The organism is Streptomyces sp. Da 82-17, from assembly GCF_046098215.1.
GTDB lineage: Bacteria > Actinomycetota > Actinomycetes > Streptomycetales > Streptomycetaceae > Streptomyces.
In genome coordinates this window covers 349,580-365,455 of the sequence record NZ_JBJURH010000002.1, presented here as the reverse complement: position 1 = coordinate 365,455, position 15,876 = coordinate 349,580, and the positions used below count along the sequence as shown (strand labels likewise).

The 15,876-nt window shown below is 73.8% G+C and carries 12 protein-coding genes; 4 read left to right on the top strand and 8 right to left on the bottom strand.

Annotated features, from left to right (window positions below):
- Window positions 1-13 precede the first annotated feature (13 nt).
- Window positions 14-1,000 (top strand): hypothetical protein, encoded by a 987-nt coding sequence (locus ACIDOF_RS04585; RefSeq protein ID WP_409004331.1) that lies wholly within the window; start codon window positions 14-16, stop codon window positions 998-1,000.
- Window positions 1,001-1,082: 82 nt separating this feature from the next.
- On the opposite strand, the gene ACIDOF_RS04580 is transcribed toward ACIDOF_RS04585, so the two are convergent.
- The 5 genes from ACIDOF_RS04580 to ACIDOF_RS04560 form a co-directional block, all read right to left on the bottom strand.
- Complete coding sequence (locus tag ACIDOF_RS04580; protein ID WP_409004330.1) at window positions 1,083-2,564, bottom strand: phytoene desaturase family protein; 1,482 nt, start codon at window positions 2,562-2,564, stop codon at window positions 1,083-1,085.
- Between the two features lie 86 nt (window positions 2,565-2,650).
- Window positions 2,651-3,265, bottom strand: coding sequence for a DUF4126 domain-containing protein (locus ACIDOF_RS04575; protein ID WP_409004329.1), 615 nt, complete (start codon window positions 3,263-3,265; stop codon window positions 2,651-2,653).
- Between the two features lie 364 nt (window positions 3,266-3,629).
- A complete protein-coding gene (locus ACIDOF_RS04570; RefSeq protein ID WP_409004328.1) occupies window positions 3,630-4,244 on the bottom strand; it encodes a TetR/AcrR family transcriptional regulator in 615 nt (204 codons plus the stop codon).
- A 38-nt stretch (window positions 4,245-4,282) separates the two neighbouring features.
- Complete coding sequence (locus ACIDOF_RS04565; protein WP_409004327.1) at window positions 4,283-6,367, bottom strand: YhgE/Pip family protein; 2,085 nt, start codon at window positions 6,365-6,367, stop codon at window positions 4,283-4,285.
- Window positions 6,339-7,196: an ATP-binding cassette domain-containing protein gene (locus ACIDOF_RS04560; RefSeq protein WP_409004326.1), complete on the bottom strand. Its 858-nt coding sequence runs from the start codon at window positions 7,194-7,196 to the stop codon at window positions 6,339-6,341. The genes ACIDOF_RS04565 and ACIDOF_RS04560 overlap by 29 nt, the downstream gene beginning before the upstream one ends.
- Before the next feature lie 241 nt (window positions 7,197-7,437).
- Between ACIDOF_RS04560 and ACIDOF_RS04555 the strand changes: the two genes are divergently transcribed.
- The 3 genes from ACIDOF_RS04555 (at window position 7,438) to ACIDOF_RS04545 (ending at window position 9,617) form a co-directional block, all read left to right on the top strand.
- Entirely contained in the window at window positions 7,438-7,965 is a 528-nt protein-coding gene (locus ACIDOF_RS04555) for an SAV_6107 family HEPN domain-containing protein (protein WP_409004325.1), read from the top strand.
- 171 nt (window positions 7,966-8,136) lie between these two features.
- Window positions 8,137-8,898 (top strand): methyltransferase, encoded by a 762-nt coding sequence (locus ACIDOF_RS04550; protein ID WP_409004323.1) that lies wholly within the window; start codon window positions 8,137-8,139, stop codon window positions 8,896-8,898.
- 320 nt (window positions 8,899-9,218) lie between these two features.
- Window positions 9,219-9,617 (top strand): DUF3040 domain-containing protein, encoded by a 399-nt coding sequence (locus ACIDOF_RS04545; RefSeq protein WP_409004322.1) that lies wholly within the window; start codon window positions 9,219-9,221, stop codon window positions 9,615-9,617.
- 1,246 nt (window positions 9,618-10,863) lie between these two features.
- On the opposite strand, the gene ACIDOF_RS04540 is transcribed toward ACIDOF_RS04545, so the two are convergent.
- The 3 genes from ACIDOF_RS04540 to ACIDOF_RS04530 are packed head-to-tail and all read right to left on the bottom strand — an operon-like array spanning window position 10,864 to window position 15,802.
- Window positions 10,864-13,359: a transglutaminaseTgpA domain-containing protein gene (locus ACIDOF_RS04540; protein ID WP_409004321.1), complete on the bottom strand. Its 2,496-nt coding sequence runs from the start codon at window positions 13,357-13,359 to the stop codon at window positions 10,864-10,866.
- Window positions 13,356-14,756, bottom strand: coding sequence for a DUF58 domain-containing protein (locus ACIDOF_RS04535; protein ID WP_409004320.1), 1,401 nt, complete (start codon window positions 14,754-14,756; stop codon window positions 13,356-13,358). The genes ACIDOF_RS04540 and ACIDOF_RS04535 overlap by 4 nt, the downstream gene beginning before the upstream one ends.
- Window positions 14,756-15,802, bottom strand: a complete 1,047-nt coding sequence (locus ACIDOF_RS04530; protein ID WP_409004319.1) for an AAA family ATPase — start codon at window positions 15,800-15,802, stop codon at window positions 14,756-14,758. Before ACIDOF_RS04530 ends, ACIDOF_RS04535 begins: the two co-directional genes overlap by 1 nt.
- Window positions 15,803-15,876: the final 74 nt, after the last annotated feature.

Sequence of the window (15,876 nt, the reverse complement as noted above, 5' to 3'; positions counted from 1 at the left end):
GAGAGGGGCGTACATGGGCTGGACGGTCCTCTACATCGCGTTCGGAATCGTCGCGCTGTGGTTGTTGGGCGAAGTGCTGCTGCAGTACAAGGCGCGGCTGCGCTGGCGGCTGCTCGCCTTCGTCGGCTTTCTCGGCGTGGTCGTCGGCGTCCTCATGCCGTCGATCTGGGTCATCGGCGCCGGCGCCGCCACGTTCGCCGTCGGCCAGACCTATGTGACGCTCTCGTTCCGCCGCGGCTTCTCCACCGGCTGGGCCATCGGCGGCGGACCCGGCGCGAGCCGCCGCCGCAAGGCCGAGAGCCACGCCGACCCGGCCCTCCAGGTCTCCGACGTCGAGTACGAGCAGTCGTACGCCCCGGACGCCCAGCCCTTCGCCGCCCCGGCCGGCGCCCCGCCGTTCCCGGAGCAGAACCAGCCGTTCCCGGACCAGAGCCAGCCGTTCCCCGACCAGACGCAGCCCTTCCCGGCCGCGCAGAGCGCCGACTACGCGGACGGACCGCGGGACTTCGAGACCCCCGAACCCCCGCAGCAGGCCCCGGTGTACGCCCCGGAGCCGCTCCCGGACGAGACCGGCCAGTACGGCGTCTACCAGGACTCGGCCTTCCCGCCCCCGCCCGCCGCGGCCCCCGCCGGCCCCGCCGACTTCGGCTACGACGCGTACGGCACGGGCGGCGGCTACGACCAGCAGAACTACGGCTACGACGAGCAGCAGCAGTACGCGGCCTACTCCGACCCGTACATCGGCAGCAGCCAGGCGGGCTACGGCGCGTACGACACGTACGGGGGCCAGCAGCCGCAGCAGGGCTACGACGCCGGCTACCAGGACCCGTACGCCGCGGGCTACCCGTCGGACACCCCGCCCGGCGGCGTGTGGGTGCCGCAGCAGCGCACCGGCGACGAGCAGCAGGGCGGCGCGGACCTGCCGCCCGAGCAGCCCTACCCGTACCAGAACCAGAGCGGGTACGACACGGGCTACAACGAGCAGCAGTACCGCTACTGAGGCGCCGGGCCGACGGGCTCGGCCGCCGACTCCCGTCCGCAGGGCCGGAGTTCCGCAGTCCGCTCCTGATGGACGGACACGCTCACTGGGAGCCGCGGAACTCCGGCCCTTCGACGATCAGGCCCGCGACCAGAGCCCCGGACATCCCGGCATGCGGCAGCCCGCCGCCGGGGTGGGCCGAGCCGCCGACCAGATACAGGCCGGGCAGCCGCGTCGAGTTCGACGGGTACAGGAAGCGGCCGTCCGCGCCCGCGAGCGCCGGGTGCGCCGCGAACACGGGCGGGCCGTCCGGCAGTTCGCGCCAGACGATCCGCTCCCGCAGCCCCGGAACCGCCGACTCCGCGGCCGCCACCAGCTCGTCCGCGTAACGCTGCGCCCCCGCCGGATCCGCGAGGACCTTCGGCGACGGGGCTGCGGCGGAGAGCACCACCGACTCGTGCTCCGCATCGGGCACGAGCGCCGGGTCGCCGGGGCGGAGGACCGTGACGGTCGGGCGCACGCCGGGGCCGATGCCGGTCGCGAGGGAGTCCAACTCCGGTCTGCGGTCGGCCGGATGGACCACCGTGCGGTGCACGGCGCCAGCCTCCCGGGCGCCGCGCAGGGCGAGCAGCACCGTGAAGCGGGCGCCGCTCAGCGCCGCGTCGTCGGCCGGCCCCACGTCCCCCTCGGCCTGCAGCCGGTGGGCGGTCAGCTCCTGCAGGCGGCGCGGGGCGATGCCGGCCACCACGTGGTCCGCCTCGACACGGGTGCCGTCGGCCAGCTCCACGCCCGCGGCCCGGCCGTCCTTCTCGACGACCGCGACCACCTCCGCCCCGAAGCTGAACTCCACCTTCCGCTCGCGGCAGCGCTCGTACACCGCGCGCGCCAACTCCCTTGTGCCACCGCGGACGTACCAGGTGCCGAAGGCCTGCTCCATGTACGGCAGGACGGCCGCGCTCGCCGGGGTCGCGCGCGGGTCCAGGCCGTGGGCGAGCAGGGCGCTCTCCACCAGGGCGACGAGGTGCGGCTCCGCCAGCTCGCGCCGGGTCACCTCGGCGAACGTGGGCGGTCTGCGGCGCAGCAGCCCGCTCCTGCGCACCGCGGGGTACGGGTCGCGCTCGGCGAGCACCTCCCAGTTGGGCCACAGCGGCTCCTCCAGGAGAGGGCGGCGGCAGCGGTCCCAGGTGTCCCGCGCGCGGTTCAGGAACGCGCCCCAGCGCTCGCCGGCGGGGGCGCCGAACGCCGCGTCGAGCGCCTCGACCACGCCCGCGCGCGAGACGTTCGGCAGGTCGACCGACCGGCCGTCCGCGAAGACGTGCCGCACCGCGGGGTCGACCTGGACGAGCTCGACGCACTCCTCCAGGGGCTTCTTTCCGGTCTTCACGAACAGGTCGCGGTACACGGCGGGGAGCGGGAGCAGGCCGGGGCCCGTGTCGAACGCGAAGCCGTCGCGCTCGAAGCGGCGGACCTCTCCGCCGTACGTCTCCGCCTGTTCGTACACCGCCACCCGGTGGCCTGCCACGGCCAGCCGGGCAGCGGCCGCCATCGCGCCCATGCCGGCGCCGATCACCGCAATCCGTGCCATGCCAGGGACTTTATCGGCCGCCACTGACAACGCCGCAGGCCGTCGGGGCCGCCGGGGCAGCCTGCCGGGGCGGCCGTCCCGCGAGGTCAGCCCGGCGGCGCGGCTGTGCGCTCCGCGAGGCGCTTCTCCTCGCGGCGTTGGGCCCGGCGGCGCAGGAAGCGGCGGATCCGGTGCGCGACGAAGACGAGCACCACCAGGCCGATGACAAGCAGCACGGCCGCGATGATCGCCGCGGCCTCCGGATAGAACATCGCGAACGAGACGAGGCCGCCGACGCCCAGGTCCTCGGCCACGCTCACCACGAAGTTGCTGGCGGGCTCCGGGGAGGTGTTGATCGCCATCCGTGTGCCGGCCTTCACGGCGTGGCTCGCGAGCGCCGTCGAACCGCCGACAGCGCCTGCCGCCAGATCGCTGAGCGAGCCGCTCTGCCCGGCGAGCAGCGCCCCGACCACCGCGCCGGACACCGGCCGGATCACGGTGTGCACCGCGTCCCAGACGGAGTCGACGTACGGGATCTTGTCGGCCACCGCCTCGCAGAGGAACAGCACACCGGCGACACAGAGCACATCAGTGCGCTGCAGCGACTCGGGCACGTCGTCGGTCAGACCGGTCGCACCGAAGATGCCGAGCAGGAGCACCACCGCGTACGCGTTGATGCCGCTGGCCCAGCCGCTCGTGAAGACGAGGGGGAGTACGGACACGGACGCGATCGTAGCCAGAGGGGCGGCGTTCCGGCTGGGGGCGAGCGCGCAGGTCTGAGTACGCGTACTCAGACGGGCAGATGAGTAGCTGCGCGGATGGGCTCCGACCTGCGCAGACGGAAGAGTAGGGGGCACGGAAGGGGCGCGGCGCCGGCACCGCCGACACGGGGCGGCGGAACGGTGCGGCACCCCGGACGTGAACGGGGGACGTCACGGGGGACGCGCCGGCCCCGTGAGGCTCGGGGGGATCGAGCCTCACGGGGCCGGCGCTTTCATGTCTTCGTCTTCGTCTCCGTCTTCCCGGTTCCCGAGAACCTCCCCCTGTTTCCGAGAACCGGCTCTACGCGGTTTCCGAAAACCGGCTCTACGCGCGCGTGCCGCCGACTCGGCCCTGGAGGAGGCGGGACAGCGCCGCGTGGACGTCGTCGATCGTCCGCTCCGGCTGGAACGCCTGCCAGTCGAGGGCGGCGACCAGGACCATCCCGACGAGCGCTGCCGCGGTGAGCTGAATGTCGATCTCCGAGCTCAGCTCACCGGCCTCGACGCCCTCGCGGAGCACGCCCTCGACGACCGCGACGGCCTGCTGCCTGACCACCATCAGCGTGGACTGCCAGGCCCTGTTGGTCCGCCACAGCTCGGCGACGTAGAGCTGGGTGAACGCCGGGTAGGTGTCGATGAAGACGAGCCCCGCGCGGATCATCCGGTCCAGCGCGTCCACCTTGCTGCCGCCCTCCGCGGCGGTGCGGTCGGCGGCCTCCTGGAGCGAGGCGGTCAGCAGGCCCACGCCGTGCCGCAGCAGCTCCTCGAAGAGCTCGGCCTTGCTCGCGAAGTTGTAGTAGACCGTGCCCTTCGCGACTCCGGCCCGCTCCGCGATCTCGTCGACCGTGGTCGCGGAGAAGCCTTTCTCGGCGATGAGCGTGACGGCTGCTTCGTAGAGCTTGGCCCTGGTGGCTTGGCGCCGTGTGCTGCTGCTTTCCATGGCCCCGATTCTCACAGGTCGCGTTCCGCTCGCGGTGCTCACAGGCTCAGCTCCGGGTGCAGCCGGTCCAGGGTCCACACCTGCTTGCGCTTGGCGGACAGCGCCGTGAGGGCGAGCGCGCCGAGCGTGAAGGCGAGCAGCACGGCGCACGCCTGCCACACCGGGCCCAGGTCACCGCCGCTGATCAGCCTGCGCAGCGACTCGACCACGTAACTCATCGGCAGGAACGGGTGGATGGCGTTGAAGAACGACGGGCTGGTCTGCACCGGGTAGGTGCCCCCCGCCGACGTCAGCTGCAGCATCAGGACCGCGAGGACGAGGATCCGCCCGGCCGCCCCGAAGCGGGCGTTCAGCCACTGGATGATCGCCGCGAAGCACCCGGTGACGAGGAGCAGGAAGCCGATCGTTCCGGCCGCCCTGGCCATCTCCAGGCCGAGTCCCCAGTGCAGCACCGACATCAGCGCGGCCACCTGCAGCGCCCCGAGCGCCGCCACCGGCAGCCAGCCCGCGAGCGCGATCCGCCAGGCCGAGGCCCCGGCCGCGAGCGCCCGCCGGTTCATCGGCTGGATCAGCATGTACGCGACCATCGCGCCGACCCACAGGGACAGCGGAATGAAGTACGGGGCGAAACCGGTGCCGTAGTTGGGCGCCTTGTGCAGCGACTGCGAGGCGAGCTGGACCGGGTCGGCCATGACCTCGGTGCGCTCGTCGCGGTCCTGCTTGTCGTAGTCCGGGATCTTCGCGACGCCGTCGTGCAGTCCGCCCGCGAGCTCTCCGGAGCCGTCGACCAGCTTGAACATGCCGCCGTCGAGGTCGTTCGCGCCCGTCTTCAGGCGGCCCACGCCGCTGTCCAGGTCGGCGGCGCCGGTCTTGGCGGTGCCGAGTCCGGTGTGCAGCTTGCCGGCGCCCTTGGCGACCTCCTTGGCGCCGCTGTTCAGCTTGTTGATCTTCGCGACCGCGTCGTCCAGGTCCCCGGCGAGGTGCGGCGCCCGCTCGGCCAGGGCGTCGGCCTGCTGCTGGAGCTTGGCGAGGTGGCCGTCGAGCTTCGCGATGTCGCCGTCGTAGTCCTTGACGACCCGGTCGAGGTCGCCGGCGATCCGGGCCGTGGTGGCGGCGGCCTCCTTGGCGTCCTTGAGGGCCGGGCAGTGCGGGCTAGGAAGGGCGGCGTCCTCGCACAGGGACGCGTACACCGCGTCGAGCCGCTCGGACGCCTTGCGGGAGTCCTCGGCCGCGCCGGGGGCCGCCGCCGCGAGGTCGTCCAGGTGCCGGCGTACGACCGCGGTCGAGTCGGACACGAGCCGCGCGGTGTCGCCGATGGTCTCGCTGTTGTCCTTCAGGAACGGGCGCACCTTGTCCGCGCTCGCGTTCACCTTGTCGGCGAGGGCCTGCGTGCCCGCGGCCACCTGGCCCGCGCCGCGCTCCAGTTCACCGGCGCCCTTGTCCAACCGCCGGATCCCGCCGGAGAGTTCGGTGGAGCCGTTCTTCGCGTCCTTGAGGCCGTCCGCGAGCTCCTTCGCGCCCTTCTTGGCCTTCCCCGCGCCCTCCTTGAGCTTGTCCGCGCCCTCGGCCGCCTCCTTGGTCTTGCCGTGGATGTCGGAGAACGAGATGAAGATCTTGTCGAGGAACGTGCGCGAGGCGTCCGTCGAGGCGGCCGTCCGCACCTCGGAGAACACCGTCCGGGAGATCTGCCCGACGATGTAGTTGTTCGCGTCGTTCGTCCGCACCTGCAGCGCGCTCGTCTCGGGCTCGTCCCCCGAGCTCGACGCGATCCGCTCGCTGAAGTCCTTCGGCATGGTCAGGGACAGGTAGTACGTGCCGTCCTCGACGCCCTTGCGTGCCTCGGCGGCGCTCACCTCGTGCCACTGGAAGGTCTTGCTGTCCCGCAGTCCCTCGGTGATCGAGTCGCCCGCGGAGATCTTCTTGCCGTCCGCGGTCGCGCCCCTGTCGTCGTTCACGAGCGCCACGGGGATCTTGTCCAGCCGGCCGTACGGGTCCCAGAACGACCACAGGTAGAGCGCTCCGTACAGCAGCGGAAGCAGCAGCAGCGCGACGAGCGCCGCGCGCGGCAGCTTGCCCCTGCCGAACCGCCTCAGCTCAAGCGCGGCCAGTTTCGGCGAACGCATCCGCCGCCCCCTTCGTCTCGTTCTCGTCGTCCGTGCCGGCGTCCGTCTCGCCGCGCGCCGGGTCGTCCGCCGCGTCGCGGTCCTCGTCCGCGGCGGTGCCTTCTTCGGTGCGTACGTCCTCCGCGGGCGCCGTGGAGACCACGACCGCGCCCTCGGGCGCCTCGCTGCACACCGCGACGACGGTCGTGCCGGACGCGGCGACCGACCGCAGCAGGTCCCACGCCTCGGCCCGTTCGGCGTCCGACAGCTTCAGGTCCACGTCGTCCACGCCGAGCAGCCGCGGCTCCGCGATCAGCGCGAGCGCCACGGAAAGCCGCAGCGCCTCCAGGCGTTCCAGGTCGCGCACGGACGTACGCGGGCCCTTGGGCAGCGACTCCAGGTCGAGCCCGGCGGACGCGAGCGCGTCGTCGACACGTCGCTTCGTCGACTCCCGCCGCTCGGACGGCCGGCGCAGCAGCGAGTGGAGCGAGCCGCCGAACCGCCGCTGAAGCAGGGCGCGTTCGTGGATCTGCTCGCGCACGGTCAGGGCCGGGTCGAGGTCGGTCACGCCGGGCACCGGGCCGAGCGCGCTGACTCTGCGCACCGCCGACATCTGCTTGGGCAGCCGCATCCGGCCGATCGCGGCGTGCCCCGCCGTCGGCCGCATCCGCCCGGTGAGGGCGAGCAGCAGGCAGGTGCGGCCGGAGCCGGACGGCCCCTCGACGGCGATCAGGGCGCCGGGCTCCGCGTCGATGCGGACGTCGCGGAACGCCCAGCCGCGCGGGCCCTTGAGGCCGAAGCCCTCGGCCGTGACGGATATGCCGCGGGGTGCCCCGTGCGGGCTCTCCACAGACCTTCCCCCTCGTGAACTCTTCAAAGGTGAACTCTTCAAAGCTTCTTTTGAACTGACCGGTCAGTGCAGAAACAGTAGCAGCCGGGACCCCGGACCTGCGGAGCCACCCGCCCCAACTCCCGTACCCGAATCCCTGATCGAGCCAAAACCGCAGGTCAGGGCCGATTGTCAGTGGCGTACTTCACGATGGGGTCATACGGCTACTTATGCGCCGTCATACGACGACAGGAGGTTCGTCATGGCCAGTTCTTCCGCAGCCGCCGCACGCCGGCGCCGCACCACCGGCCCTGCCCCCTCACTGAACGGTCCGGCGAGCGACGTCCACCCCGTGCTGCGCCGGACGACGGCCCCACCGGCCGCTCTCGACCTGCTGGCCCAGGCCCGCACAGGACTCGACGACGCGGTCACCCTGGAAACCCCCAACGAGCGCTACGCAGCCGCCCACCTCGCCGCCCTGCGCACCGCGGCCGCCGTCCTCGCGGCCCGCGGGCGCCCGGAGACCGACCCGCGCAAACGCCGGCGGATCAGGAGCGCTTGGGAAGTGCTCCCCGAGATAGCGCCCGAACTCACCGAGTGGAGCGCCCTGTTCGCCTCCGGCGCCCGCCGCCGGGCCCGCGCCGAGGCCGGCATCAGAGGAGCGGCCAGCACGCGCGACGCCGACGACCTGATGCGCGACGTGGCGATGTTCCTGCGCCTCGTCGAACGCATGCTGGTCCTCCAGCCCGCCCTGCCCCAGCCCCGCCAGGACCGACCGGACGCGGGGTGAGAACCGACGTGCACAAGAGAGACCGAGGAGGCGCCCCGGGCGGATGACAGGTCAGCGGCCGGGAGGCAATAGGGTGGGACCACCTGCGCTTTGCGCACCAAGTGAAGCCGGGTGAACCAACCCCATCGCTCCGCCGACAGCAGGCGGTGCCGCGCCGAGGAGTCAACTGCCGTGTCGGACCCGATGCGCCCCCGCGCTTCTCTCCGTACCGCCGTGGTCTGGGAGGTCCTGAAGGACGCCCTGGACCGTCAGGCCAAGGCGACGGGACGGGAGTCGCTCGACGTCCTGGACACCGGCGGCGGCAGCGGCAACTTCGCCGTGCCCGTGGCCCGGCTCGGACACCGCGTCACGGTCGTCGACCCCAGCCCCAACGCCCTGTTCGCGCTCGAACGCAGGGCCGCGGAGGCCGGGGTCGCCGACCAGGTCCGCGGCGTCCAGGGCGACGCGCACGGCCTGTTCGACGTCGTCGGCCGCGGCGACTACGACGTGGTGCTCTGCCACGGCGTCCTGGAGTACGTGGACGACGCGGCCGAAGGCGTGCGCAACGTCGTCGCCGCCCTGCGCGAGACCGGCACGCTCAGCCTGCTCGCCGCGGGACTCGGCGGTGCCGTGCTGGCCCGGGCCCTCGCCGGCCACTTCACCGAGGCCCGGGAGGCGCTCACCGACCCGGACGGCCGCTGGGGCGAGGGCGACCCCGTCCCGCGCCGCTTCACCGCCGAGCAGCTCACCGGGCTCGTCACCGACTGCGGCCTGCGCATCGGCGCGGTGCACGGCGTCCGCGTCTTCGCCGACCTCGTGCCCGGCGTCCTGGTCGACACCGAGCCCGGCGCGCTCGACGCCCTGCTGAAGCTCGAGGCCGCCGCGGCGGAGCAGCCCGCCTTCCACTCGGTCGCCACCCAGCTCCACGTACTCGCCGAGAAGGCCGCCGCATAGCACTCCCCGGCCGCCGTACGGGGCCCGGCCCCACCCGGAGCCGGGCCCCGTACCGGCGCTGCGGCGCTGATCAGCACCGCAGCCGCAGATGGAGTACGCCACAGGACCCCCGATCGGGCGCTTCGCCCCGTATGATCGAAGGACACCGTCCGGCATGACGGGTCGGCCGCTGGGGCATGCAAGTTTCAGCACGGCCGGACCTCCATGACGGGCCCGGAAGGCGAATTGGCGTAGAGGGGCGGGTTTCACGGGGGCGATTCCCTGCCTATCCTGAAGGGGACCCCCGGTCGCCCCGGCGACTGCACGATGAGGAGGACTCCGTGCCGCTCTCGGAGCACGAGCAGCGAATGCTCGAGCAAATGGAGCGAGCGCTGTACGCCGAAGATCCCAAGTTCGCGACAGCGCTTGAGGGAAGCGGGCTGCGTACACACACCCGTCGACGGGTCTACCAGGCAGTTGCCGGATTCCTGGTGGGTATCGCGCTCCTCATGGCCGGCATGGTCGCGCAGCAGATCTGGATCAGTGTCGTGGGCTTCCTCGTGATGCTCGGCTGCGCCGTTCTCGCTGTGACCGGCTGGCGCAAGGCCCCCAAGCCAGGGGAGCAGGCCGCTCCTGGCACAGCCCAGGGACACGGCCGCCGCCAGGGCAAACAGCGCCGCTCGATGATGGAGCGGATCGAGCAGCGGTGGCAGCGTCGCCGAGACGAAGAAGGCCGCTGAGCCTCACCGAACTTCACCGCTTGAGGGGTGCACGCCTGGTGCGTGCACCCCTCAAGCGTGTCCGGAGCGGGTGCCGGAGCCTGAGCCGGTGCCGGATGGGGGACGGCGTCCCCCGGTCAGCCCCTGCTGGGGCGAGCGGTTCGTGGTCGGCCTGTGCTGGGTGAGTGGGTTTGTGGTCGGCCTGTGCTGGGTGAGCGGGTTCGTGGTCAGCCTGTGCTGGGCGAGCCGGTTCGCGGTCAGGCGAGCCGGGCGATCGGTTCTGCGGTCAGCCGTGCCGAGCTACCCGGTCCGCGGTCAGCCCCTGCTGGGCGAGCTGGTTCGCGGACAGGCCGGCTGGTGGACCTCTCCGCCGTCGGCCCACGCTCCGGCGAGCGGCAGCCCAGCCGGGCGCCCGGGTCGGCGGTCCAGTTGCCGGGTGATCGGGTCGGCGGTCCAGCCCTGCCGGGTGATCGGTTCTGCGGTCCAGCCCTGCCGAGCTGCTCGGTCCGCCGTGTGCCCACGCTCTGACTAGCGGCAGCCCAGCCGGAGGCGTGGCGTCCGGTCCGAGGCCGGGCCATGCTGCGGCGAGCCGCTTGCCCTGCCAAGCCTCGGCGCCACCCGGCGAGCGGGCAGCCGCGCCGAAGATCCGGCTCCCCCGGCGAGCGGCCTGTCCTGCCGGAGATCCGGCCCTCGGCGGCGTCCAACTTTGCCGGAGGCTGTGGCGCCACCCGGGTGAGCGGCCAGCCCCGCAGGAGGTCCGGCCCCCGGCGGGCGGCCAACTCTGCCGGAGGCCCGGCACCCCCGGCGAGCGGCAGACCAGCCGGAGGCTTCGCGTCCGGTCCGCGGCCGGCCTACGCTCCGGCGCGCGGCCTGCCCTGCCGAAGTCCCCGGCGTTCCCGGCGAGCGGCCAGCCCTGCCGGAGGCCCTGGCGCCGCCCAGGCGAGCGGTCAGCCCCGCAGGAGGCCCGGCCCCCGGCGGGCGGCCAATTCTGCCGGAGGCCCGGCACCCCCGGCGAGCGGCAGACCAGCCGGAGGTTTCGCGTCCGGTCCGCGGCCGGCCCACGCTCCGGCGCGCCGCCTGCCCTGCCGAAGGCCCAGCGTTCCCGGCTAGCGGCCAGCCCTGCCGGAGATCCGGCACCCCCCGGCAGGCGGCCAACTCTGCCGGAGCCCCGGCCCCCCCGGCCGAACGGCCTGCCCTGCCGGAGGCCCCGGCGCCACCCCCGGCGAGCGGGCAGCCCCTCCGGAGTTCCAGTGCCCCCGGCGAGCGGCTAGCTCTGCTGGCGGCCCGGGCGGCCCGGGCGGCCCGGGCGGTGCAGTGTCGCGGACCAGCGGTCGAGTCGGCTCTCGCCCCGGGCGTTCAGCAGCAGCCGCCGGGTGAGCGCGCGCCGACGGGCCGAGAACGCCCAGGCCACACGGACGGCCGAGCGCGGCGCGAGCACCGCCCGCATGCGGCTGGCGCGGCTCAACCCGGTACGGAGTCCCGCCCGCAGCAACCGCACATCCTCGGCCAGCCCCGCTGCCGGGCGCGGGTGCGGCGCGTACAGCACCTGCTCCACCGCCGCCGCCAGCCGGTGCGCCGCCTGCGCGGGCTCCTCCGTCAGGTGGCCCACCCGGACGATGCGCTCCGCCGCCTTGCGCGGGGTCAGCGAATCGTCCGGCAGGATGCCGTAGTCCCAGGCCAGGTCGATGACCTCACGCCAGACCGCCAAGGTCCGCGCCGAGACATCGGCCGCCGAACGCCCCGACGCCCCGGCCCCGGCACCCGCTCCGGCCCCGGCCGCTCCGCCCCCGAGCCGCCGTGCCCGCGCCCGCGTGCGCCACAGCAACGGCAGCAGCGGCAGGCCCACGACCAGCAGCACGCCGACGGCCACCACGACGACCGTGCGGATCGACGGGCCGTCCGCACCGCCGCGCGTACCGCCCTGCGCCTGGGCCGCGCCGCACTCGCCGAGCCGCTGCCGGTCCCGGGGGCAGCTCTCCGTGGCCGACGGGGACGGCTCGTCCGACGGGACCGCCGACGCCGACGGCTCGGGCGCCGCGCTGTCACTGGCCGACGGGGCGGGCACGTCCTGCCGCGTGTACTCCGGAGTCGAGCCACGCGTCGGCGTCGGCTCGAAGCGCGTCCAGCCGACCCCCTCGAAGTACAGCTCGGGCCAGGCGTGTGCGTCGCGCAGGCCCACCGACATCGTGCCGTCCGACTGCGGAGCGCCCGGCGTGAAGCCCACCGCGACGCGGGCCGGGATGCCGAGCGTGCGGGACATCGCGGCCATCGAGAACGCGAAGTGCACGCAGAAGCCTTCCTTCTGCTTCAGGAAGCGGCTGATCGCCGCCGCCCCGCTCCCCGCCTGCACTTCCGTGTCGTACGTGAAGCCGCCCTCCGACGTGAACCAGTCCTGCAGCTTCACCGCCCGCTCGTAGTCGTTCGCCGAGCCGCGCGTCACCCGCCGCGCCGTCGCGTACACGTCCGCGGGCAGCGAGTCCGGTACGGAGGTGAACTCGCGCGCCAGCGTCGCGTTCGGCGCCGGGGCCTCGGCCAGTTGCTTCGCGGTGGGGCGCAGTTCAAGGCTCTTCACCTCGTACTGCCTGCCGCCCGTGTGCTGGCCGCGGTCGCCGACGAGGGTGCGGCCCACCGGCTCGTACCGCCAGCGGCCGTCGATGCTGACCTGGGTGGCGGGGAAGGGCATGGGCAGCCAGTTCTGCTTGTACCAGTCCGCCGCCGAGATGTTCGTCTGCACCTCTGTCGTCCGCACCTCGGGGCTCAGGCCGCCGGGCACCGGGAGGCGGCCCGGCACGTCCGTGATGGCGCGCTCGGCCGGCTTCCAGGCCGTCCCGTCGAACTGGTCCAGGGCCACGATCCGCAGATACATGTCCTGCGTCTGCTCGGAGTTCGTGCGGTACGAGATGACCTCGCGGTCGTTCGGTTGGTTCAGGCTGTTCTGCAGCGAGACCAGCGGGTTCACCGCCGAGATCGTGCCGCCGCCGGAACCGGCGCCGCCACCGCCGCCCGTCGGGTCCAGCAGCCCGCCGTCGAGGGAGGGCAGCGCCGCCGGAACCGCCAGGGCGATGCCGAGCGCGACCACGCCGATGCGCCGGCCCGTACGGACCGGGGCCACCGCGCCCGTGCCGCCCGGCGCCAGGCCCGACGACAGGCCGCCCGGTCTGCGGGCGCCGCCGCTGAACACCCGGCCCCACCGGGAGAGCCGGTCGCGCCCCTCGGCCAGGAGCAGTAGCAGATAGCCCGCCGCGGCGAGCACGAACCACACCCAGCCCGCACCGCCGTCCGAGAGCCCCGCCGCCACCGAGTACAGCGCGAGCAGCGGAAGCCCCGCCGGGGCGGCACTGCGGAACGTCACCGCGAGCGCGTCCACCGCGAGGCCGATCACCAGCACCCCGCCGACCAGCATCAGCCGGATGCCGTCGCTGAGCGGCGCCGGGATCGCGTACTGCCCCACGTCCTGCGCGCCCGCCTCGAGCAGCGCGGCGAAGCGGGCGAAGGCGTCCGGGCCGGGCAGGAACCCGGCGAGTGCCTGGCCGCTCGCGAAGACCACCGTGAGCAGCAGCAACGTCACCACGGCCTGCGCCAGGACGGTCAGCGGGCGGGCCAGCGGCACCCGGCGGGCGAGCGCGCCCGCGCCGGACTGCAGGGCGAGGAGCAGCGCGGCCTGGAGGAGCCATGAGACCGAGTCGACCAGGGGCAGCAGCGCGCAGGACGCGAGCAGCGTGGCCGCCGTGGCGCACAGGGCGAGGCGGATGTGTCCGCTCATGACCGGCCTCCCGTCGCCGTGCCCGCGGGCGAAGCGGGGTCGGCAGCTGAGGCGGTGCTCGTCGCCGATGCGGTGGCCGCGCGGTGCCGGTCCGCCTCCCGCCACAGCAGGGCGAGGTCCGCGCCGGGCGGCACGGCGATCACGGTCCAGCCCGCCTCCCGCAACTGCCGCTGCCGTTCGTCGAAGAGCTCGGCGGGGGCGCCGTGCGTCCAGGCCCCGCTGTCCAGCACGAAGGCGACGGCCGCCGCGCTTCGCTGCCGCATCCGCGCGACCACCGCGGCCTGCGCCTCGTCGAGGTCGCCGAGGAACGCGACGAGCAGGCCCTCGTTGCCGCCGCGGAGCACGTCGTACGCCCGCGACAGGTCGGTGCCGTCGGAGTGGTCGACCACCGCGAGGGTGTCCATCATCAGCCCCGCCGCGTCGGCCGACTCCTGACCGGCGCCCGCGAACCCGTCGGAGCCCTCGCCCGGCACGGACATCCCGGAGTCGGTCAACAGGCGGACGCCGTAGCCCCGTTCGAGCATGTGCACCACGGCGGAGGCCGCGCCGGAGACCGCCCACTCGAAGGCCGAGTCGGGCCCCGCGCCCTCGTGCGCGACCCGGCGGGTGTCGAGCAGGACCGTGCAACGGGCGCGCTGCGGCTGCTCCTCGCGGCGGACCATCAGCTCGCCGTACCGCGCGGTGGAGCGCCAGTGGACGCGGCGCAGGTCGTCGCCGTACCGGTACCCGCGCGGGATCACGTCGTCCTCACCCGCCAGGGCGAGCGCGCGCTGTCTGCCGTCGCCGTACCCGGCCGCCTCGCCGGAGAGCCGGACCGGGGGCAGCGGTGTCACGCGCGGGATCACGGTCAGCGTGTCGTACGTACTGAAGGAGCGGGTCAGCTCGCACATGCCGAAGGGGTCCGACAGGCGCAGCTGGAGCGGGCCGAGGGGATAGCGGCCGCGCAGGTCGGAGCGGACGCGGTAGGACACCTCGCGGCGGCCGCCCGCCTCGACCCGGTCGAGCACGAACCGGGGGCGCGGGCCGAGCACATAGGGCACCCGGTCCTGGAGCATCAGCAGTCCGGTGGGCAGCCGCGACACGTTGTCCATCCGCAGGTGCACCCGGGACTCCGAACCCGCGGGCACGCGCGCGGGGGAGAGGCGGCGCGAGCCCGCCACGCGGTACCGCGTGCGGTACAGCACCACCGTGCAGATCAGCGGCAGCACGGCGAGCAGCAGCCCGACGCGCAGCAGGTCGCTCTGCCCCAGGACGTACGCACAGGCGGCGGCTGCGAGGCCCGCGGCGAGGAAGGAACGGCCGCGGGTGGTCAGGCCCGCGAACGCGGTGCGCAGCGTGCCCCGGTCCTCGTCCACGTCCGCGCGCCCGGCCTGCGGCGGCGGCCCCCCTGCCGCCATCACAGCCTCCGCGAGCCGGGCGGCTGCTGGCCGTACGCGGCGGAGCCCGGCAGGCCGCCCGGGTATCCGGAGGACGGCGCGGGGGCGGCGGGCACCGGCGTGCGCTGCAGGATCTCCAGGACGACCTGCTCGGCCGTGCGACGGTTCAACTGGGCCTGGGCGGTGGGCAGCAGGCGGTGCGCGAGGACGGGGACGGCGAGCGACTGGACGTCGTCCGGCAGCGCGTACTCCCGGCCGTTCAGGGCGGCGGCGGCCTTGGCGGCGCGCAGCAGGTGCAGGGTGGCGCGCGGGGATGCGCCGAGGCGGAGGTCGGCGTGCGTGCGCGTCGCGGCGACGAGGTCCACCGCGTACCGCCGGACCGGCTCGGCGACGTGGACCGTGCGGACCGCCTCGATCAGCTTCACGATGTCGTGGGCGTGCGCCACCGGCTGGAGGTCGTCGAGGGGCGAGACCGCGCCGTGCACGTCGAGCATCTGCAGCTCGGCCTCCGGGCTCGGGTACCCGATGGAGACGCGGGCCATGAAGCGGTCGCGCTGGGCCTCCGGGAGGGGATACGTGCCCTCCATCTCGACCGGGTTCTGCGTGGCCACGACCATGAACGGGTCCGGCAGCTCGTAACTCTTCCCGTCGACGGTGACCTGGCGCTCCTCCATGGACTCCAGGAGCGCGGACTGGGTCTTGGGGGAGGCGCGGTTGATCTCGTCGCCGATGACGATCTGGGCGAAGATCGCGCCGGGCTTGAACTCGAAGTCCCGCTCCTGCTGGTCGAAGATCGACACTCCGGTGATGTCCGACGGCAGCAGGTCGGGTGTGAACTGGATGCGGCGCACCGAGCAGTCGATGGACCGCGCGAGGGTCTTCGCGAGCATGGTCTTGCCCACGCCCGGGACGTCCTCGATCAGCAGGTGCCCCTCGGCGAGGAGCACGGTCAGCGAGAGCCGTACGACCTCCGGCTTGCCCTCGATCACACCCTCCACCGCCCTGCGCACACGCTCCGCGGTGGTGGTCAGATCAGTGAGGCTCGCTCGATCTTCATAGGTCGTCACCCGGCCCTCCTCGGCCCGTTCTCCAGGCCGAAGTCCCTGTGCGACCCGGCCCTCCCCGATAACCGGCACCGTTC

Coding starts and splice junctions, on each gene's coding strand:
- ACIDOF_RS04585 (WP_409004331.1), top strand. CDS start 14: ATGGGCTGGACGGTCCTCTACATCGCGTTCGGAATCGTCGCGCTGTGG.
- ACIDOF_RS04580 (WP_409004330.1), bottom strand. CDS start 2,564: ATGGCACGGATTGCGGTGATCGGCGCCGGCATGGGCGCGATGGCGGCC.
- ACIDOF_RS04570 (WP_409004328.1), bottom strand. CDS start 4,244: ATGGAAAGCAGCAGCACACGGCGCCAAGCCACCAGGGCCAAGCTCTAC.
- ACIDOF_RS04565 (WP_409004327.1), bottom strand. CDS start 6,367: ATGCGTTCGCCGAAACTGGCCGCGCTTGAGCTGAGGCGGTTCGGCAGG.
- ACIDOF_RS04555 (WP_409004325.1), top strand. CDS start 7,438: ATGGCCAGTTCTTCCGCAGCCGCCGCACGCCGGCGCCGCACCACCGGC.
- ACIDOF_RS04540 (WP_409004321.1), bottom strand. CDS start 13,359: ATGAGCGGACACATCCGCCTCGCCCTGTGCGCCACGGCGGCCACGCTG.
- ACIDOF_RS04535 (WP_409004320.1), bottom strand. CDS start 14,756: ATGGCGGCAGGGGGGCCGCCGCCGCAGGCCGGGCGCGCGGACGTGGAC.